The organism is Janthinobacterium sp. SUN137, assembly GCF_030587265.1.
GTDB lineage: Bacteria > Pseudomonadota > Gammaproteobacteria > Burkholderiales > Burkholderiaceae_D > Janthinobacterium > Janthinobacterium kumbetense.
Map to the genome: position 1 here is coordinate 898,294 of NZ_JAPWHZ010000002.1, position 24,124 is coordinate 922,417.

24 protein-coding genes are annotated in these 24,124 nt (G+C 63.1%); 10 read left to right on the forward strand and 14 right to left on the reverse strand.

All coding sequences use genetic code 11. The features are described 5' to 3' along the window. Positions 1-152 precede the first annotated feature (152 nt). The 8 genes from O3298_RS12200 to O3298_RS12235 all read right to left on the reverse strand — a co-directional run bounded on the left by O3298_RS12200 (position 153) and on the right by O3298_RS12235 (position 8,554). Positions 153-1,652, reverse strand: a complete 1,500-nt coding sequence (locus O3298_RS12200) for a sugar ABC transporter ATP-binding protein (RefSeq protein WP_099667895.1) — start codon at positions 1,650-1,652, stop codon at positions 153-155. Between the two features lie 73 nt (positions 1,653-1,725). Further along, positions 1,726-2,661: an ABC transporter substrate-binding protein gene (locus O3298_RS12205; RefSeq protein WP_077404737.1), complete on the reverse strand. Its 936-nt coding sequence runs from the start codon at positions 2,659-2,661 to the stop codon at positions 1,726-1,728. A 64-nt stretch (positions 2,662-2,725) separates the two neighbouring features. After that, positions 2,726-3,676, reverse strand: coding sequence for a transaldolase (gene tal, locus O3298_RS12210; RefSeq protein ID WP_289914708.1), 951 nt, complete (start codon positions 3,674-3,676; stop codon positions 2,726-2,728). A 2-nt stretch (positions 3,677-3,678) separates the two neighbouring features. Then, positions 3,679-5,163, reverse strand: a complete 1,485-nt coding sequence (xylB, locus tag O3298_RS12215; protein ID WP_369811587.1) for a xylulokinase — start codon at positions 5,161-5,163, stop codon at positions 3,679-3,681. Positions 5,164-5,195: 32 nt separating this feature from the next. Continuing rightward, positions 5,196-6,203: a LacI family DNA-binding transcriptional regulator gene (locus tag O3298_RS12220; RefSeq protein WP_305059481.1), complete on the reverse strand. Its 1,008-nt coding sequence runs from the start codon at positions 6,201-6,203 to the stop codon at positions 5,196-5,198. A 209-nt stretch (positions 6,204-6,412) separates the two neighbouring features. After that, positions 6,413-7,150: an NRDE family protein gene (locus tag O3298_RS12225; RefSeq protein WP_077404719.1), complete on the reverse strand. Its 738-nt coding sequence runs from the start codon at positions 7,148-7,150 to the stop codon at positions 6,413-6,415. Beyond that, complete coding sequence (locus tag O3298_RS12230) at positions 7,141-7,431, reverse strand: DUF4936 family protein (protein ID WP_305059482.1); 291 nt, start codon at positions 7,429-7,431, stop codon at positions 7,141-7,143. Before O3298_RS12230 ends, O3298_RS12225 begins: the two co-directional genes overlap by 10 nt. 7 nt (positions 7,432-7,438) lie before the next feature. Beyond that, complete coding sequence (locus O3298_RS12235) at positions 7,439-8,554, reverse strand: folate-binding protein YgfZ (RefSeq protein ID WP_305059483.1); 1,116 nt, start codon at positions 8,552-8,554, stop codon at positions 7,439-7,441. A 176-nt stretch (positions 8,555-8,730) separates the two neighbouring features. Between O3298_RS12235 and mltG the strand changes: the two genes are divergently transcribed. Genes mltG through O3298_RS12250 form a run of 3 tightly spaced genes read left to right on the forward strand, consistent with a single transcriptional unit; the run spans position 8,731 to position 11,424 of the window. Then, complete coding sequence (gene mltG / locus O3298_RS12240; protein ID WP_289904899.1) at positions 8,731-9,717, forward strand: endolytic transglycosylase MltG; 987 nt, start codon at positions 8,731-8,733, stop codon at positions 9,715-9,717. 21 nt (positions 9,718-9,738) lie between these two features. Further along, positions 9,739-10,380, forward strand: a complete 642-nt coding sequence (gene tmk / locus O3298_RS12245) for a dTMP kinase (RefSeq protein WP_305059484.1) — start codon at positions 9,739-9,741, stop codon at positions 10,378-10,380. 15 nt (positions 10,381-10,395) lie between these two features. Beyond that, positions 10,396-11,424 (forward strand): DNA polymerase III subunit delta', encoded by a 1,029-nt coding sequence (locus tag O3298_RS12250; protein ID WP_099667903.1) that lies wholly within the window; start codon positions 10,396-10,398, stop codon positions 11,422-11,424. Between the two features lie 63 nt (positions 11,425-11,487). Here O3298_RS12250 and O3298_RS12255 read toward each other — a convergent pair whose 3' ends face one another. Continuing rightward, the gene (locus O3298_RS12255; RefSeq protein ID WP_305059485.1) at positions 11,488-11,841 is read right to left on the reverse strand and encodes a hypothetical protein; all 354 of its coding nucleotides are present in this window, start codon (positions 11,839-11,841) and stop codon (positions 11,488-11,490) included. Between the two features lie 200 nt (positions 11,842-12,041). On the opposite strand from O3298_RS12255, the gene O3298_RS12260 reads away from it, so the two are divergent. From O3298_RS12260 to O3298_RS12285, 6 genes are all read left to right on the forward strand, one after another. Further along, a complete protein-coding gene (locus O3298_RS12260; protein ID WP_305059486.1) occupies positions 12,042-12,428 on the forward strand; it encodes a VOC family protein in 387 nt (128 codons plus the stop codon). A gap of 86 nt (positions 12,429-12,514) precedes the next feature. Next, positions 12,515-13,294, forward strand: coding sequence for a TatD family hydrolase (locus tag O3298_RS12265; RefSeq protein ID WP_305059487.1), 780 nt, complete (start codon positions 12,515-12,517; stop codon positions 13,292-13,294). Positions 13,295-13,310: 16 nt separating this feature from the next. Further along, positions 13,311-13,961, forward strand: coding sequence for an ankyrin repeat domain-containing protein (locus tag O3298_RS12270; protein WP_305059488.1), 651 nt, complete (start codon positions 13,311-13,313; stop codon positions 13,959-13,961). A 256-nt stretch (positions 13,962-14,217) separates the two neighbouring features. After that, entirely contained in the window at positions 14,218-15,141 is a 924-nt protein-coding gene (locus O3298_RS12275; RefSeq protein ID WP_099667907.1) for a methyltransferase domain-containing protein, read from the forward strand. Between the two features lie 100 nt (positions 15,142-15,241). Continuing rightward, the gene (locus O3298_RS12280) at positions 15,242-15,490 is read left to right on the forward strand and encodes a hypothetical protein (protein ID WP_092708370.1); all 249 of its coding nucleotides are present in this window, start codon (positions 15,242-15,244) and stop codon (positions 15,488-15,490) included. Between the two features lie 152 nt (positions 15,491-15,642). Beyond that, on the forward strand, positions 15,643-15,840 hold the full coding sequence (locus tag O3298_RS12285) for a hypothetical protein (RefSeq protein ID WP_034784591.1): 198 nt from the start codon (positions 15,643-15,645) through the stop codon (positions 15,838-15,840). 57 nt (positions 15,841-15,897) lie between these two features. On the opposite strand, the gene O3298_RS12290 is transcribed toward O3298_RS12285, so the two are convergent. Further along, positions 15,898-17,016, reverse strand: coding sequence for a phospholipase A (locus O3298_RS12290; RefSeq protein WP_251348638.1), 1,119 nt, complete (start codon positions 17,014-17,016; stop codon positions 15,898-15,900). A gap of 284 nt (positions 17,017-17,300) precedes the next feature. On the opposite strand from O3298_RS12290, the gene fusA reads away from it, so the two are divergent. Next, a complete protein-coding gene (gene fusA / locus O3298_RS12295; protein ID WP_305059489.1) occupies positions 17,301-19,409 on the forward strand; it encodes an elongation factor G in 2,109 nt (702 codons plus the stop codon). Positions 19,410-19,412: 3 nt separating this feature from the next. On the opposite strand, the gene O3298_RS12300 is transcribed toward fusA, so the two are convergent. Genes O3298_RS12300 through O3298_RS12315 form a run of 4 tightly spaced genes read right to left on the reverse strand, consistent with a single transcriptional unit; the run spans position 19,413 to position 24,072 of the window. Further along, positions 19,413-20,582, reverse strand: coding sequence for an HlyD family efflux transporter periplasmic adaptor subunit (locus O3298_RS12300; protein ID WP_305059490.1), 1,170 nt, complete (start codon positions 20,580-20,582; stop codon positions 19,413-19,415). Positions 20,583-20,603: 21 nt separating this feature from the next. Further along, positions 20,604-22,049, reverse strand: coding sequence for an efflux transporter outer membrane subunit (locus O3298_RS12305; RefSeq protein WP_305059491.1), 1,446 nt, complete (start codon positions 22,047-22,049; stop codon positions 20,604-20,606). Positions 22,050-22,066: 17 nt separating this feature from the next. Continuing rightward, complete coding sequence (locus O3298_RS12310) at positions 22,067-23,641, reverse strand: DHA2 family efflux MFS transporter permease subunit (protein WP_305059492.1); 1,575 nt, start codon at positions 23,639-23,641, stop codon at positions 22,067-22,069. Further along, positions 23,638-24,072, reverse strand: a complete 435-nt coding sequence (locus O3298_RS12315; RefSeq protein WP_305059493.1) for a MarR family winged helix-turn-helix transcriptional regulator — start codon at positions 24,070-24,072, stop codon at positions 23,638-23,640. The genes O3298_RS12310 and O3298_RS12315 overlap by 4 nt, the downstream gene beginning before the upstream one ends. Positions 24,073-24,124 lie beyond the last annotated feature (52 nt).

Genomic DNA, 24,124 nt, shown 5'->3' on the forward strand with positions numbered 1-24,124 from the left:
TTTAAGACGTATTCTTAAAACGCCTGACAAAACCGTAGCGAGCGGATGTGGGGTGTGGTTGAGACGCGGAACTGTGCGAAGCACGGGGACGCCGAGTCAGTGAGCATCGGAAACCGCAACCCGCGACGCGCAGTAGGTTTTGACAGGTGTTTTTATGCCGCTTCCAGCTGGGTGGCATAGGCGAGGATGTTTTCCTGCGTGATGTCGTCGCCCGTCACTTCGCCCGTCAGGCGTCCTTCGCACATCACCATCACGCGGTCGCAGATGCCGACCAGCTCGGCCAGTTCGCTGGAAATGCACAGCACGGCCGTGCCCGCATCGGCCAGCTGGTGGATGATCTTGTAGATCTCGCTCTTCGCGCCCACGTCCACGCCCCGCGTCGGTTCGTCGAGGATCAGCACTTTCGGCGCGATGGCCAGCCAGCGCGCCAGCAAGACTTTCTGCTGGTTGCCGCCAGACAATCCGCCGACGATGCCATCCGGCCCCGACACCTTGACGTTCAGGTTGCTGATCGCCTCGCGCGTGAGCTGCGTCAGGGCGCCACGGTTGACGACGCCCGCCGTCGCATGCTTGGACAGGATATTCATCGACATGTTTTCCATGGCCGACAATTGCATGAACAAGCCCAGGCTCTTGCGGTCCTCGGGCAGGTAGCCGATGCCGTGGCGGATGGCCGCCAGCGGGCGCTGGATGTGCACTTCCTGGCCGTCGAGCCACACTTGTCCCGATTGTTTCTTGTCGGCGCCAAAGATCAGGCGCGCCAGTTCCGTGCGGCCCGCGCCGACGAGGCCGGCCAGGCCCGTGACTTCGCCCGCATGCAGGGAAAACGAGGCGGGCTTGACCTTGCCGCCGCCCACGTTTTCCACGCGCAAGCGCTCGGCGCCCCGCGTGGTGCGCCGCTGGTGCGAATAAAAGTCGTCGGCGGGGCGGCCCACCATCATTTGCACGACTTTCTTTTGATCCAGCTCATCCTTGCCCAGCTCGCCCACATAGGCGCCATCGCGCAGCACCGTGATGCGGCGCGCCAGGCGCTCCACCTCGGCCATGCGGTGGCTGATGTACAGCACGGCGAGGCCCTTGTCGCGCTGTTCTTCGATGATGCGGAACAATTGTTCTGTTTCCCGGTCGGACAGGGCGGCAGTGGGCTCGTCCATGATCAGGATGCGGCTTTCGTGCACGAGGGCGCGGGCGATTTCCACCTGCTGCTGCTCGGCGATCGACAGGGTGGACACCATGGTGTCGGCATCGAAGCGGGAACCGAGGTCGGCCAGGATGGCGTTCGTGCGCGCGCGCATTTCGCCGCCCTTGACGGTCCAGAACGGTCCTTGCGGCTCGCTGCCCATGAAGACGTTCTGCGCCACCGTCATGTTCTTGGCCACGCTCAATTCCTGGTAGATCAGGTTGATGCCCAGCGCGCGTGCCTCGCCCGGGTTGCGGATGCGAATCGGCTTGCCGTCGAGAATGATTTCGCCCGCGTCCGGCGTGTACACGCCCGACAGAATCTTCATCAGGGTACTCTTGCCGGCGCCGTTTTCGCCCATCACGGCATGGATTTCGCCGCTGCGCACCGTCAGGTGCACGCCGCGCAGCGCGCGCGTGGCGCCAAAGCGCTTCTCGATGCCGCGCATTTCAAAAATAATATCGTCGCTCATGACTGTCCTTCCTTGCTGGTGAAACTGGCGCCGCCTGTCCGCAGGCGGCGCCACGTGGTTCAGGTCAGGCAGATCAGTTCTTTACCCAGCCCGTGTAGGTGGCGACGTTTTCCTTGGTGATGGCCGGGGTCGGCAACAGCACCATGGTCTGTTTCGGCGTGCGGCCGTTCATGATGTCGTAGCCCATCTGCACGGCGTCCGTGGCCATGCGGTACGGGTTTTGCGCCGAAGTGGCGGCAAACAGGCCGGCCTTGTTTTTCAGGGCGTTCTGGCCATCGGGCGCGCCGTCGACGGCCGTGATCAGTTTCACGTCCGTGCGCTTCGATTGCTTGATCGCCAGTTCCGCGCCGATGCCCGTCGGGTCGTTGATGGCGAACACGCCGTCGATCTTCGGATGGGCCGTCAGCAGGTTCGACATCACGGTCATGCCGCCGTCGCGGCTGCCGCCCGCATTCTGGTTGTCGGACAGAATCTTGATATCCTTGAACGCGGCCAGGGTCTTCTTGCAGCCATTCACGCGGTCGATCACGGACGTGACGGGCGGGCCGTTCAGGATCACCACGTTGCCCTTGCCGCCGATCTGCTTGGCCAGGTAGGCGCACGACACGTCGCCCGCCATGGTGTTATCGGACATCACGGTGGCCGAGGCGCCCACGGCGCCCACGTCGACGGCGATCACGACCACGCCCGCATTGCGCGCTTTCTTGATGGCTGGCGCGATGCCCTTGGAATCGACGGCGTTCAGGATGATGATGTCGGTCTTGTTGGCGATGAAGTTCTCGATCTGGTCCACCTGGGTGTTCAGGTCATACTTGCTGGAAACAGTCGTGACTTTCACGCCAGGGCCGCCCAGTTTTTTCGCGCTTTCTTCCGCGCCGCGGCCAATGGCGACAAAAAACGGGTTGGCCAGGTCGCCCACGCTCACGCCGATGGATTTCAGCGGTTTGTCGGCGGCGAAGGCGCCGCAGGCGGCGGACAGCAGCAGGGAGGCGGTAATGACTTTTTTCATGAGGATCTCCAAGGGTTTTTATTGTAAAAAACAAACGGTGCTACGGTAAAAACTGGGTGAAAACTCAGCGAGTGCGCAATTTCTCGATCATGGCGTCCAGCTTGCCCGCATCGACGGCGAAGCCGCGGATGCCTTCGGCCAGCTTTTCGGTCGCCATCGCGTCGTCGTTCAAGGCATAGCGGAAAGCCGCTTCATCGTAGGTGACGGCCGGCTGCGCCGCGCCCAGGTCGCCGCCCAGCGCGCGCTCGAACGGCGCATCCGCCGCTTCCAGCTTGGCCAGCAAGTCCGGGCTGATGGTCAGCAAGTCGCAGCCGGACAGGGCCGTGATCTGACCCACGTTGCGGAAGCTGGCGCCCATCACCTGGGTGGCGATGCCATGTTGCTTGTAGTAATTGAAGATGCGCGTGACCGATTGCACGCCCGGATCGTTGGACAGGCTGCGCGCCGCTTCGTCCCATGCCGCACCCTGCGACTTCTTGTGCCAGTCGTAGATGCGGCCCACGAACGGCGAAATCAGGCGCACGTTCGCATCGGCGCAGGCGACGGCCTGGCAAAACGCGAACAGCAGGGTCAGGTTGCAAAAGATGCCATCTTTTTCCAGCTCGCGCGCGGCCTGGATGCCTTCCCAGGTGGCGGCGACCTTGATCAGCACGCGTTCGCGGGCCACGCCGGCTTGCTCGTACAGGGCGATCAGGCGGCGACCGCGGGCGACGGTGGCGTCGCGGTCAAAGCTCAAACGGGCATCGACTTCCGTCGAGACGCGGCCCGGCACGACTTTCAAAATTTCCAGGCCGAAGCGCACCAGCACCTGGTCGACGATATCGTCCAGGCTGGCGGATTGATGCGCGGCGACCGTGCTTTCCAGCAAGGGCGCGTAATCGGGCTGCAGCACGGCCTTCAAGATCAGCGACGGGTTGGTGGTCGCGTCTTGCGGCGCGAAGCGCGCCAGTTGCAGGAAGTCGCCCGTGTCGGCGACGACGGTGCTGTGTTGCTTCAATTGTTGCAGCTGATTCATTACTATTCCTTATCACTGAGTTGGTGCAAGGCTTGCACGGCGGGAAACAGGCTACGGTAGCGGCCGTAGCGGATGCTCAAGGCTGCGCTGTGCGCGGCATCGGGCAGGAAAGTGTTTTTGATGGGCAAGCCGGTGGGCAGCAGCTGGCGCTTGCCGATGGCGGCAAAGCCCAGCTTGGCCGCGCCCAGGCTGGCCGACAGTTCGCTGTTGTGCAGGGTGCGCATTTCGCGTCCCAGCACATTGGCCAGCAATTGCGCCCAGTACTGGCTGCGCGCGCCGCCACCCACCAGCATGCAGTGGGGAACGACGGCGCCCGTCGACGTGACGGCCGCCATGGCGTCGCGCAAGGCGAAGGCCACGCCTTCGAGCACGGCGTAGCCGAGCTGCGCCGGCGTGCTGTCGTGGCCCAGTTGCAAAAAGGCGCCGCGCACTTGCGGGTCGTTATGCGGCGTGCGCTCGCCCGACAGATAGGGCAGGAACAGGGGCGCGGACGGGGCGACGGGGGCGTCGAGCGGCAAGCCCGCTTCCACCAGCGCCAGCAGGGCCGCTTCGTCGGGCTGGTCCAGCACGCCGGTGGCCCAGCGCAAACAGCTGGCGCCGGACAGGATCGCGCCCATCGCATACCAGCGGCCGGGCAGGGCGTGGCAAAAGCTGTGCACGCCGCCGGCCGGATTGCCCAGGGGCGCTTCGGTGACGGACACGATGGCGGCGCTGGTGCCCAGCGAGATAAAACTGTCGCCGCCGTTGACGGCGCCGATGCCCACGGCCGAGACGGGATTGTCGCCGCCGCCGCCCGCCACCACCACATCCGCCGGCAAGCCCAGCTGGTCGGCGATGGACGCCAGCACGGTGCCCGTGGCAGCGTCGCCTTCGGCCAGGGCCGGCATCTGCTCCGGCGTCAGGCCGCAGGCGGCCAGCATGGGTGCGAACCAGGCGCGTCGGGCCTCGTCCAGCCACAGGGTGCCGGCCGCGTCGGACATGTCCGTGAGTTTGATCCCCGTCAATTGCAGGCGCAGATAGTCCTTTGGCGACAGCAGGCAGGCGATGGCGGCGAAGGCGTCAGGCTCGTGCGTTTGCAGCCACAGCAGTTTCGGTGCCGTCAAGCCCGCCATGGGCAGGCTGCCCGTCACGTCCGCATACGCGGGATAGTCGCGCGCCAGGGTAGCGGCCTCGGCTTCGGCGCGCGCATCGTTCCACAGGATGGCGGGACGGATGACGTTGTCATCAAGGTCGAGCAGCACGGCGCCGTGCATCTGGCCCGACAGGCCGATGCAGGCGATCTGCGCATAGTCCTGCGGCCAGCCGGCGCGCAGCTGGTCCAGCGCCTGAACGCAGGCGGCCCACCAGTCCTGCGGCGCTTGTTCGGACCAGCCTGCTTGCGGGCGGCTGGTGTCGATGCGCACGGACGCCTGGCCGCGCACGCTGCCTGCGCTGTCCATCAGCACGGTTTTCAGTTCGGAGGTACCGAGGTCGATACCGAGGGAAATGGCTGGATGCATGGTGTGTCTATATGTGAAGGTCAGGGGCAGCCGCAGGAGTTGCGTACGCGCAAGGTTGGCGACAGGCGCTGCACGTGCTGGGCGCGGCCCGGATTGGCGATGCGGTCGATCAACAGGTCGACGGCCATGGCGCCCAGCTCTTCGAGCGGCTGCGCCATCACGGTCAGGCGGGGGCTGAAATAATCGGCCCAGTCGAAATCATCGAAGCCGGCCAGCGCGACGTCTTGAGGTACCGCAATGTGCGCGTCGCGCAAGGCGTGCATGGTGCCGATGGTCATCAGGTTATTGCCGGCGACGATGGCCGTGGGACGCTGTGCGGCGGGCAGGGCCAGCAATTCGCGCGTGGCCGCGCCGCTGCGCTCCAGGTTGGAGTCGCCCGAGCGCAGCAAGTCCCCATCGAAGGCGATATCGGCGCGCTGCAAGGCCAGGCGGTAGCCGGCGATGCGCTCGTCCGTCGTGGACAGGCCCGGTGCGCCCGCGATGAAGCCGATGCGGCGGTGGCCGTGGACCGTGATCAGGTGGCTGACCAGCTCGGCCGTGGCGTGCGTGTTTTCCACGCCCACCTGGTCGAAGGGCTGGGGCGACATGCGGTCGACCAGCACGGAAGCGATCTTGTTGCTGGTCAAATAGTCGAGGGCGCGGTTGTGCGGATCGCCGGACGGCGCCAGCACGATGCCGTCGACGCGGCGTTGGTGCAAGTTCTGCACCACCTTCAACTCCTGTTCGGGGTCGTCATGCGTATCGGAAAACAGCATCATCAAGCCATGGCGCGTGCAAGCCGCCTCGATGGCGCGCACGGTTTCGCTGAAATAATGATTGGTGAAGGCGGAAATGGCCACGCCGATGGTGCCCGACGAGGAGCCTGCCAGTGCGCGCGCCAGCATGTTCGGCACATAGCCGATCTGCTGCATGGCCGCGTTGACGGCGGCGACGGTTTTCGGGCTGACCTTGCGGGTGCCGTTGACTACGTGAGAGACGGTCGACAGCGATACGTCCGCCGCCCGCGCTACATCTTCCATGGTGGCCATGGTGTCTCCTGAGGTTTTTTTTATTATTGTGTACTGCGATTGGGTACGGCTGTGTCGCCGCGATTGAAGCTATCGTAAACAAAAGAAAGCGCTTGCGCAAGCGCTTTCTTTTTTTGCGCGAACGATATTTTGCCAAGGCAAGCAAGCCGCGCGGGAGGGAATGAATGAGGGAAACGGGGCGGAGCCGGACGGTGCCGGCCCCGCAGCAATTACTGAATCACCAGCTCGTGCAATTCGCCGGGAGAGTCCGGGAACAGCTTCACGACGGTGGACGTGCGCGTGCCGTAGCCCGGCGTTTCGATGCAGACGGCGGACAGCACGCGCTCGAGGTCGAGCGGCACGCCCGTGTCCGGCAAGCGGAAGTCGGGCGCGCGCGTGGTGTCGGCCAGCATGTCGAAATACGCTTCGTCGGGCGCGCCCTGGCACAGCAGGCTGGCGAACTGGGCCTTGGTTTTCAGCACCTTCGGCCACGGCGCGTCGAGCAGGGCGTTCGACAGGCCGTAGATGCCCGGTTCCAAGGGCTGGCCATTGCGCGCATCGCCGTCGCCCCGGTTGGAAAACCAGATCAGGGTATCCGCGTCGCCCAGCACCAGGTTAAAACCGTTGTAGGCTTTGCAGCCGGGGCGGATTTGCGCGATGTAGTCCTGTGGCGACATGTCGCCAGCCAGATAGTCTGCCACCAGGGCGCCGCGCGAGGGGGCGTCCGGGTTGCGGTCTTGCGGGCTGCGGATATTCGTGATGGCGGCAAAGCGCGAGCTGCCGCTGCCGGCCTGGGTGATGCCCATCCAGCTGCCGCCTGCCTGCAAGTCGCGGCCCGCATACACTTGCGGGTGCTCGGGCCAGGCGCCGGCGGGGGCGCTGGCGCGTTCATAGAATTCGTCGCGGTTGGCGGCGGCAATCAGCGGGATGTGCGGATTGACTTTCCAGGCAAAAACGATCAGGCACATGGGGGCAAATCCATGAACACTTCCGTATGCCGCGCGCCAGCCGTCAGGGACAGCAAGCCCGCTTCCTCGGCCACGTTGGCCAGCAGTTCCGTAAAGCCTTCGCCGACGACGGGGTAGATTTCCATCCACGTCTGCAAGCCGTCCTTGGCTTCCGGACGGCGCTTCAGCTGCGGCGCCACGCCGGAAGCGGCCGCCAGCTTGCCCTGCAGGGCGCGGACCCGCGCTTCCAGCGCCTGGGCGTGCTCTTCTTTTACCTGATAGTAAACGTACAGATCTTTCATGGCATTCTCACAAGTCGAGTGCGTCGAGCACGTAAGGCATGGACAGGAACTGCACGGCGGCGCCCTGGGCCGAGCCGTAGCGCACGGCGCCGGCGGCGCTTGAACCTTCTTCGATCGCCCCCAGCTTCATTTCGACGAGGGCGTCGATGCCGCCGTCGCCGTTGGGCGCCGCGTTGACGACCATGCCGCAAGGCTGCTCGGGGTCGCTGACGGCAAACAGTTCGCCACCGGCGACGACGCTTGCGTCAGCGATGCTGACGAGGGTGGTGCGGCGCTTGAGCTTGCCCAGATACTGGCTGCGCGCGACGATTTCCTGGCCCGGGTAGCAGCCTTTCTTGAAATTCACGCCGCCCAGCAGCTCGAAATTGACCATTTGCGGCACGAATTGCTCTTGCGTGGCGGCCGTGATCTGCGGGATGCCCGCGTGGATGTCCGACAATTGCCAGGCGTCATTGCCGCCCTTGGCCAGCTGTGCCGTCAATGGCGGCCACGCGTCGCGCGCCGTGGCGGCCGACGTCAGCCATTCATAGCGGGGGCTGCCGAAGGCGTCGGCCACGCGCAGCAGGGTGCCGGACGCGTGTTCGACCTTGCTGAACGGCGTGGCGGGCAGGACGGGGAACCAGGCGGACAGGGCCGCGTTGGCGTGCTTGCCGCCCAGGCCCAGCACGACCTGGTTCGCTTCGTCGCCGGAGGCATCGTGCAGCTTGGCCTTGGCGCGCAGCACGAACATCTGCAGCCGCTTCTGGATGGCTGGCTGTATGGCGCGCGGCAATTGCAGATAAATGGTGGTGGCGTTGCGCCACATCAGGAAACTGGCCAGCATCCGGCCTTTCGGCGTGCAGTAGCCGGCCAGGCGCACTTGCTCCGGGCTCAGGTGTTCCACGTCGTTGGTCAGCTGGCCGTGCAGGAAACTGGCTGCCTCGTCGCCGATCAAGCCGATCAAGCCCTGGTCCGTGATGGCCGCGACAAAACCTTCTTGCAGTTGGGACACTGTCAGGGACTGGCCGAAGTCGGCGATAGGGGCGGTGGCGATGGGGGCGGTGCTGTCAGGCGCGCCATCGGCGGCAACGGGGCGGGCGCCTTGTGCGGTTAAAAATTGATTCCAGTTATTCATAATTTCCATTAGATCAGCGATTAAGCATTATCATTACGGGTTCATTATAGTGATGTCGGGCAGATTGCGTCGGCAGCGGCAAGATTGCCAGTGTTGGCGCCGCTTTGCGCGCACTTGCTTCACAAATGAACGATCATAACAAGCGGACGTTGGCCATCAGCGCCCGCATCACAAGAATCGGAACAATGGCTTTCTTTAAAAAACTTGTAGTCAGCTCGGTCATCGCCGCCATCGGCGTCGGTGGTACTTTTGTGTACTGGGCGCAGCAGCCCATCACCACGGACGGCGACGCGATTCCGTTTACGATCAGCCCGGGCAGCGGCGCGCATGCGGCCGGCCAGCAGATCGCGGACGCGGGCGTGCCCATCGTGCCCATTCTGTTCAACATGCTGGCGCGCATCGAAGGCAAGACGTCGAAGATCAAGGCCGGTTCCTACGAATTGAAACCGGGCACCACGCCGCAGCGTTTGATCACGCAACTGGCGCGCGGCGAGTTCGCGCAAGAGTCGCTGACCATCATCGAAGGCTGGACCTTCAAGCAGATGCGCATGGCCATGGCCAACCATGCCGGTCTCAAGCACGATACCGCGGGCCTGTCCGACAAGGAACTGATGGCGAAAATCAGCCCGGAATATGTGTTGCCGGAGGGCTTGTTCTTCCCGGATACGTATCTGTTCGCCAAGGGCGCCAGCGAAATGCAGATTTTCAGGCAGGCGCACGCGGCCATGATCGGCCGCCTGTCCGAAGCGTGGGACAAGCGCGATCCGGCCTTGCCGTATAAAAACCCGTACGAGGCGCTGATCATGGCCTCCATCGTGGAAAAGGAAACGGGACAAAAGTCCGAGCGCGCCATGATCGCCGGCGTGTTCGTCAACCGCCTGAAGACAGGCATGCTGCTGCAGACGGACCCGACCGTGATCTATGGCATGGGCGACAACTACCAGGGCAAGATCCGCAAACGCGACCTGGAAGCGGACACCCCGTACAATACCTACACGCGCGGCGGCCTGCCGCCCACGCCGATCGCCCTGGCTGGCGCGCAATCGCTGACGGCGGCGCTGGCGCCGGCCCGCACGCAGGCGCTGTATTTCGTCGCGCGCGGCGACGGCACCAGCCAGTTCTCGGCCAACTTGCCCGACCATAACCGCGCCGTGAATCAATACCAGCGTTAATTATTTCAAACTAGAAGCTTCATGACACCACACTATCAACCCCGTTTCATCACCTTCGAAGGCATCGATGGCGCGGGCAAGTCGACGCATATCGGCTTTGTCACCGACTACCTGCAGCAGCGGGGCGTGACTCTCGTCTCGTCGCGCGAACCGGGCGGCACCAGCCTGGGCGAAAAGCTGCGCGAACTGCTGCTGCATGAAAAGATGCACCTGGAAACGGAAGCCTTGCTGATGTTCGCCAGCCGCCGCGAACACATCGCGCAAGTCATCGCGCCCGCGCTCGAGCGCGGCGAATGGGTCATTTCCGACCGCTTCAGCGATGCCAGCTTCGCCTACCAGGGCGGCGGGCGCGGCATGGATTTGCGCAAGATGGAGCAACTGGAAGCGTGGGTGCACCCGCACCTGCAGCCGGACCTGACGTTCCTGTTCGACGTGCCCTTGGCCGTCGCCCGTGCCCGCCTGGACGCCACGCGTGCGCTCGACAAGTTCGAGCAGGAGCAGGCCGACTTCTTCGCCGCCACGCGCAACGAGTATCTGCGCCGCGCGGCCCAGTTCCCGCAGCGTTTCCGCATCATCGATTCCACGCAAAGCATTGCCGATATTCAAGTACAACTGGCGCAGCTGCTTGACGTGTTACTTGAGAAAAGCATCGTAACCTGTTGATTTGTAAAGAATAAAATGACGACTTCTCTCTATCCGTGGCAGCAGGATGCCTGGCAGCAATTGCAAGCCTTGCGCCCACGCATGCCGCACGCCATCCTGTTCCATGGCGCGCAGGGCATCGGCAAGGCCGACTTCATCGAGCATTTCGCGCAAGCATTGCTGTGCGAAGACGTGCGCGCCGACGGCCATGCGTGCGGCGCCTGCGCCTCGTGCGGCTGGTTTAGCCAGGGCAACCATCCCGATTACCGCCGGGTCCGTCCGGAAGCGCTGGAAGACGACGTGGCGGACGATGGCGAAGAGGGGGAAGGCGCGAAGAAAAGCGCCAAGACCAAGACGCCGTCGAAAGACATCAAGATCGAGCAGATCCGCAACCTGGCCGACTTCATGAACATTTCCACGCACCGCCAAGGCTTGCGCGTGGTGGTGCTGTACCCGGCCGAGGCGCTCAACACGCCTGCCTCGAATGCCTTGCTGAAAACGCTGGAAGAGCCGCCGCCGGGCACCCTGTTCCTGTTGGCATCGAACAGCCTGGACCGCCTGCTGCCGACGATATTGTCGCGCTGCAGGAAATTTGCCTTGCCGATGCCCAGCCATGAGCAAGCCTTGACGTGGCTCAAGCAACAAGGCTTGAACGATGCGGACAGCTGGCTGCGCGAGCAGGGCGGCGCGCCGCTGGCTGCGCTAGCCCAGTCCGAATCGGGTGGCCGCGAAGAGACGGAACAATTGTTGCAAGTCTTGGCTAACCCTGGCGTGGAAGCGGCCCTGAAGGCGGCGGACAAATTACAGAAGTCTCCGCTGGCGCCGCTGGTCGCTTCCTTGCAGCGCTGGCTGTACGACGTGTTTTCAGTCAAGCTGTCCGGCACCATCCGCTACTACCCGCGCCACCGGCGCGAACTGGAAGCGTTGGCGGGACGCATCAACGTGAGCCGTTTGATGGCCGCCATCAAGGCCGCCAACGAACGCCGGGCGATTGCCGAGCATCCGCTGTCGCCCAAGCTGTTCCTGGAAGACATGCTGCTCGACTACGCATCCAGTTGCCAATAAAATCAAACACTTGCGCTGCCAAGTTAATCCGGATTGTGCGCTTTTTTGCCGGTTTGGAATGACTTAGCCGCAGGTGCGCGTGCAACTGCGGTACTGCACTTCGCAGGCTTGCTGGCGCTCGGCGCGCCGGGCGCGGAAGGCTTCGGCCTCCGTCGGGCGCAACTGCTGCGACTGGGCGCCGGCTTCTTTGCCAGCGGCAACGTAGGGATTGCTGCTCGGCTTCATCAACAGCATGGGGCTGCCATCGTTTTCCGTGGCGCCTTGCGCTTGTGCGCGGCAATCCTGGCGCGCCGAGGCGCAGACGGGCTGGCACAGTCCGGCATCGGGGGTGGCCTTCGGCGCATCGCGCTTGTCTTGCGCATGCGCTGTCAGGGCCAGGCAGGCCAGCAGTATCAAAGGGCCGGCAACTTTCAGCATGAACACTCTCCACGGTTCCGCGCGCAACCCCATGGTTGCACTCCGGCAAGCCACTATACATCTTGATAATATTTTTGCCTAGCCATGCAAGTCAAGGCTGGCCGCTTCCCCAGGCCAGGTCCGTTTGCCATGCCGGGAACGCGGTGTTACAGTCAGTCATCCTTGCAAACCACGCGGCAGCGCTGCACCGGAGGCATCAAATGAAGCGAGTCACTGGCATCGGCGGCATCTTTTTCCACGCGCAAGACCCGGCTGCGCTGCGCGCCTGGTATCAGCGCCACCTGGGCCTGGACGTGCAGCCTTGGGGCGGCGCCGCCTTCACCTGGACGGACGCCGATGGCAAGCCCACTGGCGGCACCACCATCTGGTCCGTCGCGGCCAAGGACAGCGAGCAATTCGCGCCCGGCAAGGCCTCCTTCATGATCAACTACCGCGTCGACGACCTCGACGCGCTGCTGCAAGCCTTGCGCGACGAGGGCTGCAACGTGCTGGAAAAGGCGCCCAATTCCGAATATGGCCAGTTCGGCTGGGTCATCGATCCCGAGGGCAACAAGGTGGAGCTGTGGCAGCCGCCGCAGGGGCAATAGGCGAACCACACGGGAGCAGTCAGCGGCAGTAGGAATTTGCACCTTCCCCCTGCCAGTTTTCCCGTGCTCCGGTACAATCCCGCCTTATGTATATCGATTCCCATTGCCATATCAATTTCCCCGAGCTGGCTGCTCGCATGCCCGAGATCCTCGCCAAGATGGCCGAGAACAAGGTGACGCACGCGCTGTGCGTGTCCGTCGACTTGCCGGACTTTCCACAGGTGCTGGCCCTGGCCGAGCAGTATCCGCATATCTTTGCTTCCGTCGGCGTGCATCCCGATTACGAGGACACGCCTGAACCGTCCGTGGAAGACCTGGTCCGCCTGGCCGATCATCCGAAGATCATCGCCATCGGCGAGACGGGTCTCGACTATTTCCGTTTGACGGGCGACCTGGAATGGCAGCGCGAGCGTTTTCGCACTCACATCAAAGCTTCAAGAATCACGCGCAAGCCCTTGATTATTCACACAAGAGCGGCCAGTGAAGACACCATACGCATCATGCGCGAAGAGAGTGCGGGCGTGTCCGACGGCGGCGTGGCCGGCGTCATGCATTGCTTTACGGAATCTCTGGAAGTGGCGCGCGCGGCCATCGACATGGGCTTCTATATTTCCTTTTCCGGCATCGTCACGTTCAAGAGCGCGAAAGACTTGCAGGCCGTGGCCCTGGAAGTGCCGCTCGAGCGCATCCTCATCGAGACGGATTCGCCGTATCTGGCGCCCGTGCCGTTCCGCGGCCGCATGAACGAACCCGGCTATGTGGCCCACGTGGCGGAATACCTGTCGACCTTGAAAGGCATCCCCCTGGACCAGGTGGCGCGCCAGACGACGGATAATTTCTTCAAGTTATTCAATCAGTTGCCGTAACTTCTTAAGGTCAGACATGATGAAAAAACTCGCGTTGGCGATGCTGCTGTGCTGCACCACCGCCAGCCACGCGGCGCCGGAACCGGACGCTTTCTTCCGCGCCGTCTCCGTCAATAATGTCAGCGGCGTGCGCAGCATGCTGGCGGAAGGCATGAATCCGAACCAGCCTGACGCGCAGCGGGGCGACATTCCCCTCGTGCTGGCCTTGCGCGACGATGCGGACCGGGTGTTCCAGGTATTGCTCGATTCGCCCGGCATCGATATCGAAGCCCGTTCGGCCAACGGCAACACGGCGCTGATGATGGCAGCCTACAAGCACAAGCTGGAAGCCGTGAACGCCTTGCTGGCCAAGGGCGCCAAGGTCAACCAGAGCGGCTGGACGGCGCTGCACTATGCGGCCTCGGCTGGCGACTTGCCCATCATGAAGATATTGCTCGACCGCGACGCCATGGTCGATGCGCGCGCCCCCGCGAATATCACGCCGCTGATGTTTGCCGCCCGCGAAGGCCAGGAGGGCGCCGTCAAGCTGCTGCTGTCCTGGGGCGCGGACGCCAGCCTGAAAAGCGACCATGGCTGGACGGCCGTGCAGTTCGCCCAGGCGGGCGACAAGCCCGGCGTGGTCGCCATCATCGAAGCGGCACAGAAGGCGCGTGCAGCCCGCAAATGATTCTTTAATTGCAATACTTTCCATGCCAGCGCTGAAACTGGCATGGAATTGCCTCTCACCTCAGCCCTTTGTTCTCCCTGCCGATTAACGATAATGATTGTGTCGCATTAATCAGGAGATACGTCGCATGGGTCATCACATCACCGTCAGGCGCCGGCTGTATTGTCGCCGCCCCTCGCGCAGCCCGTGCGATATCACTGCTTTCTGGAATGACAAAACCGATCGGCCATCGGAGCCAGACTCCAAGAGGACAGACATGCTGAATGAACGAGAAATCGAGAGTTGTTACCTGGGGCAATTTATCCCCGTCCATTACCACCACAATATGTTGATGGACCAGAACCGCATGCACGGGTTCAAGTCGGCGATCGATTACGCGGTAAAACCTGGCATGAAGGTGCTGGAACTGGGCGGCGGCACGGGCGTGCTGTCGTGGTTTGCGGCCGCGCGCGCCGACAAGGTGTGGTGCGTGGAATTCAATCCGGACATGGTCAAGGAAGCGCGCAAGATGCTGGCGCTCAACCCCAACGGTGAAAAAGTCGAAGTCGTCCACGCGGATGCCTTCGAATACCTGCCGCCGGAGCCTGTCGATGTGGTCATTTGCGAAATGATCCATGTCGGCATGCTGCGCGAAAAACAGGTGGAAGTGATCGAATCGTTCAAGCGCCGCTACCTAGCCCGTTTCGGCGGCCCGCTGCCCATCTTCCTGCCCGAGGCCGTCATCATGGCCGTGCAGCCGATGCAGCAGGAATACGATTTCGAAGGGTTTTATGCGCCCATCGTGCAATTCCAGGAAACCACGGCCATCCATCCTGGCGTACAGGAACTGGCGCCGCCGTCCGTGTACAGCATCATCGACTTCAGCCAGCCGACGGACAGCGTGTTCGGCTTCGACGGCAAGTTTGTCGTCGAGCGCAGCGGCACCCTGAACGCCTTGCGTTTCGTCACCAAGAACATCCTGGCCGTCGTGCCCGAGCGTTCGACCACCATCGATTGGCTGAACCACTACATGTGCTTGCCGCTGGCCACGCCGGTCGCCGTGAAGGCGGGCGACGTGCTGCAAGTGACTTTCCAGTACCGCGCGGGCGGTTCGATTCCCTCGCTGGAAGCGTCGATCCGCGCGCAGGTCATCTATGACGTCAACTTGCAGCCGGTGACGCAGAGCGCCGTGTATGCGTAAGCATCATTAATGTAAAGGCAACGCCGCAGCGATTTCATCCTGCGGCGTTTGTCCATTCAGGGTATATTTCGTCTTTTACCCACTGGACAGCTTTACTATCATGGAACAGATCGATCAGCGTTACCTCGTGCAACAGAACAAAATCAGCGATGGCGAGACCAGGCCGCCCGTGTTTGCCAAGGTAATGCGCAGCAAGGAAGGCGTGTTTGAAGGCGTGTCCTTCATCAAGTCGAAGGACAAGGCCACCGTCATGACCATCGAAGATGCCAACCAGGCCATCAAATGGGCCACCAGCAAGAAGCCGAATGCGCATGAATACGTCACGAAAGTGATTTGCGTCGGTCAATAAGCCCCGTTCATTCCCGTTTTCGTACCGTTCATCCCCGCTGTACGCAGTTCATCGCATGGCCGTTGCCGCCGTGGCGGCGCTTTACTATAGTGCTGTCACGGTAGCGGGGCAAGCACGGCTTGCTCCGCACATTTCATTCTAGGGGGAACGCAATGCTGGGATTCGTGCTGTGGCTGCTGCTCTTGCTGGTGTGCTGGCCCCTGGCCTTGCTGGCCCTCGTGCTGTATCCGCTGGCCTGGCTGCTGTTGCTGCCATTCCGCTTGATCGGCATCGGCGTGGAAGGCGTGTTCGAATTGCTGCGCGCCATCGTCATGCTGCCGGCCCGCGTGCTGGGCGGCGGGCGGCGCTAAACTGGTTTTCCCCATAAAAAATGGCGCCCTCGGCGCCATTTGTCATTGAGGTGCCGCTTACAGGTCAACCATGAAACCTGCACCGATCGATTTCTGCGAATAGTTGTAGTCGATCAAGCTCTGGCCATAGCCGGAGAACAGCTGCAGATAGCCTTTCAGGTTGGCCTTCAAAGGGAAAGCCCAGCTTGCCTGCATGGAGCCATGCTTCTTGCTGAAATTACGGCGCGCCGTCACCGCATACTCGTGCCCCTTGTTGCGGTAGCTCACGCGCAAGTCGCCATGTCCCAGGTAATCGGTGATGTCGATATTGTCATTGTCGACCGCGCTGTTGTCGAGGCGGTGCCAGACGCGCGCCGCGACGGCCAGGTTATCCTTCTCCATGCCCAGCTCGGCATACACGCGGTTCCAGCTGCGCGACAGGGTCGACGTCTGGCCGTTGGACTGGTGCACGAGGCCGAAGTTCAGGTAATTGAATTCGATGCCCGCGAAATTCTTGTTGATCGGCATGACCAGCATCAGTTCCGGCTGGTAATTGGTCTCGCGGAAGGGGCTCGACGCCTTGCGGTTATATGCCTGCCAGAAACTTTGCTGCGTGTAGCCGAACCACATGTCGATGGGCGTGCCGGCGATATCTTCCAGCAGCTTCATCTTGAAACTCAGCTGGAACGTCAATTCCACGTGCTGGCTCTTGATGCCGGCCGGCGTGAAATCCTGGAACGGTTCGTCATTGGATGCGTCGCTGTAATTGGCCAGCAGCAGATAGGTGTCGCGGTGCGGGCGGAAGTTGAACAGGCCCCGCTTCGAGGCGTCGTTCAGCTCCCAGGACTGTTGCGTGCGCGAAATTGGCGCTTCCGGCGGCGCCGCGCCAGCCTGCGCGATGGCGGGAATGGCGGCGTTGACGGCGTCCGGCGTGGCCACGCCAGGCGGACTGACAAACGTGAGGGGGGCGACTTCGGCGGCTGCCGCCAGGGTGACCGCCGCCGTGGCGGGATCGCCGCCGGCGGCGATGGTGGCCTTTTCCGCCGCCTTGGCCAGGGTGTCGAAGCAACCGAGGCGGGCGCTGGCGTCACCGAGGACGGCGCAACGCTGCATTTGCTGTTCCAGTTCGCCGGCCATGGCCAGCGCCGGCGACGCCAGCAGGGAAGAGAGAATTATTTTTCTTAGTCGGATAGTCATAGGCTGAGTGGGGCATGTCGTTCGGTGCGCACCTGGGCTGCATGCCGGCGGCGTCGCCTTACACGATAAATTACCGTGCGTCTTGATCCTGATTAATCTTTATTAGATTAATACTTATGAAAGTATAGCGGATTACCTTGTTTACCCCGTGCGGCTACCGTGCGCGCGGCGGACAGTGTTGTGCGCTTGGTAAACGGTTTGCCGCCGTGCCGCCCAAATCGATGTCTGCTACACTGGAAAACCGGTGCTGACACTGGCGCGCCGGGCTAGCCATGGAGATTGTGATGACCCGCAAAACACCTATCGAGCGCTACCGCAACATCGGCATCAGCGCCCATATCGACGCCGGCAAGACCACCACCACCGAGCGCATCCTGTTTTATACGGGGGTGAATCACAAGATCGGCGAAGTGCACAATGGCGCCGCCACCATGGACTGGATGGAGCAGGAGCAGGAACGGGGCATCACCATCACCTCGGCCGCCACCACGGCCTTCTGGAAAGGCATGGCCGGCAACTTCCCCGAACACCGCATCAACATTATCGATACGCCGGGCCACGTGGATTTCACGATCGAGGTCGAACGCTCGATGCGCGTGCTCGACGGCGCCGTGATGGTCTACGACGCCGTCGGCGGCGTGCAGCCGCAGTCGGAAACCGTCTGGCGGCAAGCCAACAAATACCATGTGCCGCGCATCGCCTTCATCAACAAGATGGACCGGGTGGGGGCGGATTTCTTGCGTGTGCGCAAGCAGATCGCCGAGCGCCTGAAGGGCGTGGCCGTGCCCATCCAGCTGCCCATCGGCGCGGAAGAGCATTTCACGGGCGTCATCGATCTGCTGAAAATGCGCGCCATCACCTGGGATGACGCCAGCCAGGGCGTGCAGTTCAGCTATGGCGAGATTCCCGCCGAATTGCAGGCGCAGGCGCAGGAGTGGCATGACCACATGGTCGAGAACGCGGCCGAAGCCACGCTTGAGATGACGGAACGCTACCTGAATGGCGACACGTTTACGGAAGCCGAGCTCAAGCAAGCCTTGCGCGCGCGCACCATCCGCAACGAGATCGTGCCCATGCTGTGCGGCAGCGCTTTTAAAAACAAGGGCGTGCAGGCCATGCTCGACGCCGTCATCGAATACCTGCCGTCGCCGATGGAAGTGCCGCCCATCATGGGCCACGACGAGCACGACAACGAGGTGGAGCGCCACCCGACGGACGACGAGCATTTCTCGGCCCTCGCCTTCAAGATCATGACGGACCCGTTCGTGGGGCAGCTGACCTTCTTCCGCGTGTATTCGGGCGTGGTGAACTCGGGCGACATGGTCTACAACCCCACCAAGAGCGCGCGCGAGCGGCTGGGGCGCATCCTGCAGATGCATGCGAACGAGCGCAAGGAAATCAAGGAAGTGTATGCGGGCGACATCGCCGCCGCCGTGGGCCTGAAAGCCGTCACCACGGGCGACACCCTGTGCGCCATCGACCACATCATCGTGCTGGAAAAGATGATTTTCCCGGAACCCGTGATTTCCCAGGCGGTCGAACCCAAGACCAAGCCGGACCAGGAAAAGATGGGCATCGCCCTGAACCGCCTGGCGCAGGAAGACCCGTCGTTCCGGGTGCATACGGACGAGGAATCGGGCCAGACCATCATGTCGGGTATGGGCGAGTTGCACCTGGAAATTTTAGTAGACCGCATGCGCCGCGAATTCGGCGTGGAAGCCAATGTCGGCAAGCCGCAGGTGGCGTACCGCGAAACCATCACGCGCGCGGTGGACGATATCGAGGGCAAGTTCGTCAAGCAATCGGGCGGACGGGGCCAGTACGGCCACGTGGTGCTCAAGCTGGAACCCTTGCCGCCAGGCACCGGTTATCAATTCGTCGACGCCATCAAGGGCGGCGTGGTGCCGCGCGAATTCATTCCGGCCGTCGACAAGGGCATCGTCGAAACCTTAAAGTCGGGCGTGCTGGCCGGCTATCCGGTCGTCGACGTCAAGGCGACGCTGACCTTCGGTTCCTACCACGACGTCGATTCGAACGAAAACGCGTTCCGCATGGCCGGCTCCATCGCCTTCAAGGATGGCATGCGCAAGGCCCATCCTGTGCTGCTGGAACCGATGATGCAGGTGGAGGCGGAAACGCCGGAAGAGTTCATGGGCAACGTCATGGGCGACTTGACGGCCCGGCGCGGCATGGTGCAGGGCGTCGACGACATTCCCGGCGGCGGGGGACGCATCGTCAAGGCCCTGGTGCCGCTGGCGGAAATGTTCGGTTACTCGACAACCTTGCGTTCGCTGACCCAGGGCCGCGCCACCTACACGATGGAATTCAAACACTATGCGGCTGTGCCCAAGCATATACTGGACCAGGTGGCGGCGGCGGGGAAGGCGAAGTAGGCGTCAGTGGCTTGAGTTCTGCGCAATGATGGCGTCCGCCATCTTCTCCGCTTCATCCACGGGCTGGCTCAGCGCCTGGGTCGTGTAGACCGTGCTGGTCACCATCGGCTGGTCCAGGGTGGCCCCTTCGCCATGGCTGGTATCGACCGTCACCGTGGTCGACAGGCCGATGCGCAGCGGGTGGGCGGCCAGTTCCTTCGGATCGAGCGTGATGCGCACGGGCACGCGCTGCACCACCTTGATCCAGTTGCCCGTGGCGTTTTGCGCCGGCAGCAGGGAAAACGCGCTGCCCGTGCCGGCCGACATGCCCAGCACCTTGCCGTGGTAGACCACCTTACTGCCATACAAGTCCGTTTCGATGGTGGCCGCCTGGCCCACACGGATATTGCGCAATTCGGACTCCTTGAAGTTCGCATCGACCCATAATTGATCCAGCGGCACGATGGACATCAAGGGCGTGCCCGGCGTCACGTGCGTGCCCAGCTGCACGCTGCGCTTGGCCACATAGCCCGAAACGGGCGCGACCACGGCATTGCGGCGCACGGCCAGCCACGCCTGCAGCACGTCGCCCCTGGCCGACAGCACGGCCGGATGGCTGGCCAGGCTGACGCCGGCCACGCCCGATTTGGCCGACTCGGCCTGGCGCTGGGCCACCGTCAAGGCCGCTTTCGCATCGTCGACGGCCTGTTTCGCATGGGCCAGGTCTTCGCCCGAGATCGTCTGGTCCGCCGCCAGCGGCGCGCGGCGCGCCAGGTTGCCCTGGGCCGTGGCCAGGGCCAGGCGGCGCTGCTCGATGACGGCGTCGTACTGCGCCACGTTCGCATAGCGTTCGCGCTCCTGGCGCACGACGTTGCCCAATCGTGCCTCGGCCTGGCTCAGGGCCAGCTCCGCATCGATGGCGTTGAGGGTGATCAGCGGGGCGCCCGCTTTCACCATTTGCGTCTCGTCGGCGCGGATGGCGTCGACATTGCCCGTCACTTGCGCGGACAGGGTGACCAGGTTGCCGCCCACGTAGGCATTGTCCGTGACTTCTTCCTTGGCCAGCACCAGCTGGTAATACGCGGCCCAGGCCGCGCCAGCCACGAGGAAGGCGGCCGTGATGGCGATGAGGACGGTCTTGCGCTTGCCCGGGTTGTCGGTAGGTGCGGAGGTGGAGGTGGTATCGCTGCTCATGATGTGTTCCGTAATCGTTGGTTATTGTTTCGTGGTGACGGTGTCGGCGCTGGCGGCGAAATCGCTGCTGCCACGGTAGCCGCCGCCCAGGGCCACGGTCAGGTTGATTTCCGCGTCCTGGCGCTGGTTTTGCAGCTGCATGCCCAGGTCCACCTGGCCGCGCACGGTCATTTCCGCATTCAGTTGCGTGGCGCGGTCGGCCAGACCTTGCTTGAGTCGGGCATTCGCATTGCGCAACTGCGCTTCGCTGGCGCGCAGGTTTTCCTGCTGCAGGCGCAGCTGGTTTTCCACGCCCTGCACCCTGGCGCCCGCCTGCGCCACGTCGCGCACGACATTGAAGACGTTCTGGTTGTAGTCGGCGATCAATTCATTGCGTTCGCTGCGGGCGCCAGCCAGTTGCGCCTGCAGGCGGCCGCTGTCGAACAGGGGCAGCGACAGGGCCGGGCCGATGAACAGGGTGCGGCTGCCCGACTGCAGCAGCTTGCCCAGTTTTATCGCATCGAGGCCGAACGAGGCACCCAGGTCGATATCGGGGTAGAACGAGGCTTGCGCCGCCTCGATCGTGCTCATGGCTGCCTGGACTCGCCAGCGGGCCGCCTGCAAGTCGGGCCGGCGCGCCAGCAATTCCATGCCCAGCTTGCCGGGCAGGGCGTGCGGCAGCGTCTGGGCCTGCCTCGGCTGCAGATTGGCCAGGGCCGATGCATCCGCACCCAACAGCGCGCGCAAGGCTTCCCGCTCCGTGACGACTTGCGTTTCCAGCAAGGCGATCTGCTGCTGCAGCAAGCTCAAACGCGTTTGCGCGGACAAATGGTCGTCGCTGACGCCCAGGCCGTTGGCGATGCGCTTTTCCTTGTCGACCACCAGTTGCTGTTGCAGCTTGACGAGCGCATGCAGGTTATCCATGCGTGCCCAGCCATTTTGCATGCTGAAGTAGTGGCGGGCGATCTCGGCGGCCAGCATCTGCTCCGCCATCGCATATTCGGCGCGGCGCGCGTTGACTTCGCCCAGGCTGGCCGCGATCTGCGCCTTGTGCTTGCCCCACCAGTCGAGGTCGTAATGGGCTTGCACGCCCACGGTGGTTTCATTGTAGTAATTGCCGCCGATGGGGGCGGGCATCAAGCCATTGCCCGAATAGCGCTGGCGGCTGGCATTCGCGCCCAGGTCGATCCTGGGGCCGCGCTGCGCATGCTGGGCATCGAACGCGGACAGGGCCGAGCCGATGCGGGCATTTGCCACGTCCAGGCCGGGGCTGCTGGCCAGGGCGTGTTCAATCAGCTGGTCCAGCTGATCGTCCTGGAACTGGCGCCACCATTGAGCGGCGGGCCAGCCTTCGCTGGCCAGGTGGATGTCGGCCGCCAGATGCATCGTGGCCAGGTCTTGCTGCGGCAACGGTTGCGTGTCGGGCGGGATGCTGGCGCAGCCGGCCAGGGCCAAACTTAGCGCCAGGACGCTCAGGGAGAGTTTCATAGGTGTGTGCATGAGGGTTATTCCATGGCCGCGTGGTCGACCACGACGGGCGCATTCTTCTTCGGTGGTTTGATCAGGAGCAAGAGCGGCAGCACGAGGATGGTCAGCCACATCATCAGCCAGAAGTCGTCGAGGTAGGCGATCATCGATGCCTGCCGCGTGATTTCGCCATTCAGGGCCGCCATGCCGGAAGCCGTACCCAAGTTGTAGACGCTGGCAATAGCGGGGTCATGCATGGCCGGGTTGGCGATAGTGATGTGTTCCGTCAGGGATGCATGGGCGATCTGCGTATTGCGCACCAACAAGGTTTGCACGAGGGCGATGCCGATGCTGCTGCCGATATTGCGCACCAGGCTGTAGATGGCCGTGCCTTCCGCCCGCATCTGCGGCGACAGGGTCGCAAACGTGGCCGCGCTCAGGGGCACGAAGACGAGGCCCAGGCCGATGCCCTGGATGATACCGTTCCACACGACCGTCTTCGGCACCAGGTCCAGGGTGAAATTGGCCATCTGCCACAGCGAGAACGCGGTAATCGAAAAGCCTACGCCCAGCAGGATGCGCGTATCGATCTTGCCCGTCAGCCTGCCGACGATCAGCATGGCCAGCATCGTGCCCAGGCCGCTGGGCGCCGTCACGAGGCCGGCGATGGCCGCCGGATAGTTCATCAAGCCTTGCAGCATCGACGGCGTCAGCGCGCGGGTAGCGAACAGCACCATGCCGACGATGAAGATGAACAGCAAGCCGCTCACATAGTTCGAGTTCTTCAGCAATCGATAGTCGAGGAAGGACTTGCCGGCCGGACGCAAGGCCGTGTGGGCGATGAAGTAGCACAAGCTCATGGCCAGCACGATGGCTTCGATCCACGTTTCCGTGGAAGAAAACCAATCGTTCTGCTCGCCCCGGTCCAGCAGCATCTGCAGCGCGCCAATGGACAGGCTCAGGGTGGCAAAGCCGAACATGTCGAAGTTCATGCGGCGGTTCGGCGGGTCCTTGCGGATGTAGCGCCAGATGCCATAGAAGGCCATGGCGCCGATGGGGATGTTGATGAAGAAGACCCAGCGCCAGCTGTAGCTGTCCGTCAGCCAGCCGCCCAAGGTCGGTCCCAGGATGGGGCCGATCATCACGCCCATGCCCCAGATGGCCATGGCCGAGCCGTGCTTTTCGCGCGGATTGATGTCGAGCAGCACTGCCTGCGACAGGGGCACGAGGGCCGCGCCGAACACGCCCTGCAGCAGACGGGCGGCGACGATCTCGGACAGGGTGCCGGACAGGCCGCACAGCACGGAAGCGAGCGTAAAACCGGCCACGGAAACGAGGAAGGTGTTTTTCTGGCCGTAGCGGTCGCACAGCCAGCCCGTCAGGGGCGTGGCGATGGCGGCGGCAACGATGAAGGAGGTGAGTACCCAGGTGATCTGGTCTTGCGAGGCGGACAGGCTGCCTTGCATGTGGGGCAGGGCGACGTTGGCGATGGTGCCGTCGAGCGCCTGGATGATGGTGGCGAGCATGATCGAAATCGTGATCATGCGCCGGTTCAGGCTGGGGTCTAGTGAAGCGGGCAGCGCCGGTGCGGCGCCGGCTGTGGCCGAACTCATGCGGATTTCTCCGTGGCCGCCTGCAAGGCTTCCAGCAGTTCGGTGGCGGCCCGCAATTGATCGGGATCAATTCCATGCAGCAGTTCCTTGCGGAAACCGTCCGCTTCCTTGCGCACGGTGTCATAGACCTGCATGCCCGCCTCGGTCAGCACCACCAGCTTGACACGGCGGTCCGTTTCCGATGGCTGGCGCTGCACGAAGCCCGATTTCACGAGCCGGTCCAGCATCGACACCATGGTGGGGTTTTCCACGCCCAATTGATGGGCCAGTTCGCTTTGCGAAGGCGGCTGGGGCGACTTGGCGATCATGGCGATGCACATCCAGCTTGCTTGCCCCAGGTCCAGGTCTTTCAGGCGCCGGTCGATGGCATGGCGCCAGCCGCGCGCCGTCTTGTGGAGGGCGGCGGAAAAGCGCTCTTCGATAGAAGTCATAAGGTGAGTCGTCTAATGGTTAGGTCTCTAACTAATATTTTAGCATGCTGGT

What these genes read in the sequence shown, in the direction of transcription:
- O3298_RS12200 (WP_099667895.1), bottom strand. Translation starts at nt 1,652, where the DNA reads ATGAGCGACGATATTATTTTTGAAATGCGCGGCATCGAGAAGCGCTTT.
- O3298_RS12205 (WP_077404737.1), bottom strand. Translation starts at nt 2,661, where the DNA reads ATGAAAAAAGTCATTACCGCCTCCCTGCTGCTGTCCGCCGCCTGCGGC.
- tal (WP_289914708.1), bottom strand. Translation starts at nt 3,676, where the DNA reads ATGAATCAGCTGCAACAATTGAAGCAACACAGCACCGTCGTCGCCGAC.
- O3298_RS12220 (WP_305059481.1), bottom strand. Translation starts at nt 6,203, where the DNA reads ATGGCCACCATGGAAGATGTAGCGCGGGCGGCGGACGTATCGCTGTCG.
- O3298_RS12225 (WP_077404719.1), bottom strand. Translation starts at nt 7,150, where the DNA reads ATGTGCCTGATCGTTTTTGCCTGGAAAGTCAATCCGCACATCCCGCTG.
- O3298_RS12230 (WP_305059482.1), bottom strand. Translation starts at nt 7,431, where the DNA reads ATGAAAGATCTGTACGTTTACTATCAGGTAAAAGAAGAGCACGCCCAG.
- O3298_RS12235 (WP_305059483.1), bottom strand. Translation starts at nt 8,554, where the DNA reads ATGGAAATTATGAATAACTGGAATCAATTTTTAACCGCACAAGGCGCC.
- mltG (WP_289904899.1), top strand. Translation starts at nt 8,731, where the DNA reads ATGGCTTTCTTTAAAAAACTTGTAGTCAGCTCGGTCATCGCCGCCATC.
- tmk (WP_305059484.1), top strand. Translation starts at nt 9,739, where the DNA reads ATGACACCACACTATCAACCCCGTTTCATCACCTTCGAAGGCATCGAT.
- O3298_RS12250 (WP_099667903.1), top strand. Translation starts at nt 10,396, where the DNA reads ATGACGACTTCTCTCTATCCGTGGCAGCAGGATGCCTGGCAGCAATTG.
- O3298_RS12255 (WP_305059485.1), bottom strand. Translation starts at nt 11,841, where the DNA reads ATGCTGAAAGTTGCCGGCCCTTTGATACTGCTGGCCTGCCTGGCCCTG.
- O3298_RS12260 (WP_305059486.1), top strand. Translation starts at nt 12,042, where the DNA reads ATGAAGCGAGTCACTGGCATCGGCGGCATCTTTTTCCACGCGCAAGAC.
- O3298_RS12265 (WP_305059487.1), top strand. Translation starts at nt 12,515, where the DNA reads ATGTATATCGATTCCCATTGCCATATCAATTTCCCCGAGCTGGCTGCT.
- O3298_RS12270 (WP_305059488.1), top strand. Translation starts at nt 13,311, where the DNA reads ATGATGAAAAAACTCGCGTTGGCGATGCTGCTGTGCTGCACCACCGCC.
- O3298_RS12275 (WP_099667907.1), top strand. Translation starts at nt 14,218, where the DNA reads ATGCTGAATGAACGAGAAATCGAGAGTTGTTACCTGGGGCAATTTATC.
- O3298_RS12280 (WP_092708370.1), top strand. Translation starts at nt 15,242, where the DNA reads ATGGAACAGATCGATCAGCGTTACCTCGTGCAACAGAACAAAATCAGC.
- O3298_RS12285 (WP_034784591.1), top strand. Translation starts at nt 15,643, where the DNA reads ATGCTGGGATTCGTGCTGTGGCTGCTGCTCTTGCTGGTGTGCTGGCCC.
- O3298_RS12290 (WP_251348638.1), bottom strand. Translation starts at nt 17,016, where the DNA reads ATGACTATCCGACTAAGAAAAATAATTCTCTCTTCCCTGCTGGCGTCG.
- fusA (WP_305059489.1), top strand. Translation starts at nt 17,301, where the DNA reads ATGACCCGCAAAACACCTATCGAGCGCTACCGCAACATCGGCATCAGC.
- O3298_RS12300 (WP_305059490.1), bottom strand. Translation starts at nt 20,582, where the DNA reads ATGAGCAGCGATACCACCTCCACCTCCGCACCTACCGACAACCCGGGC.
- O3298_RS12305 (WP_305059491.1), bottom strand. Translation starts at nt 22,049, where the DNA reads ATGAAACTCTCCCTGAGCGTCCTGGCGCTAAGTTTGGCCCTGGCCGGC.
- O3298_RS12310 (WP_305059492.1), bottom strand. Translation starts at nt 23,641, where the DNA reads ATGAGTTCGGCCACAGCCGGCGCCGCACCGGCGCTGCCCGCTTCACTA.
- O3298_RS12315 (WP_305059493.1), bottom strand. Translation starts at nt 24,072, where the DNA reads ATGACTTCTATCGAAGAGCGCTTTTCCGCCGCCCTCCACAAGACGGCG.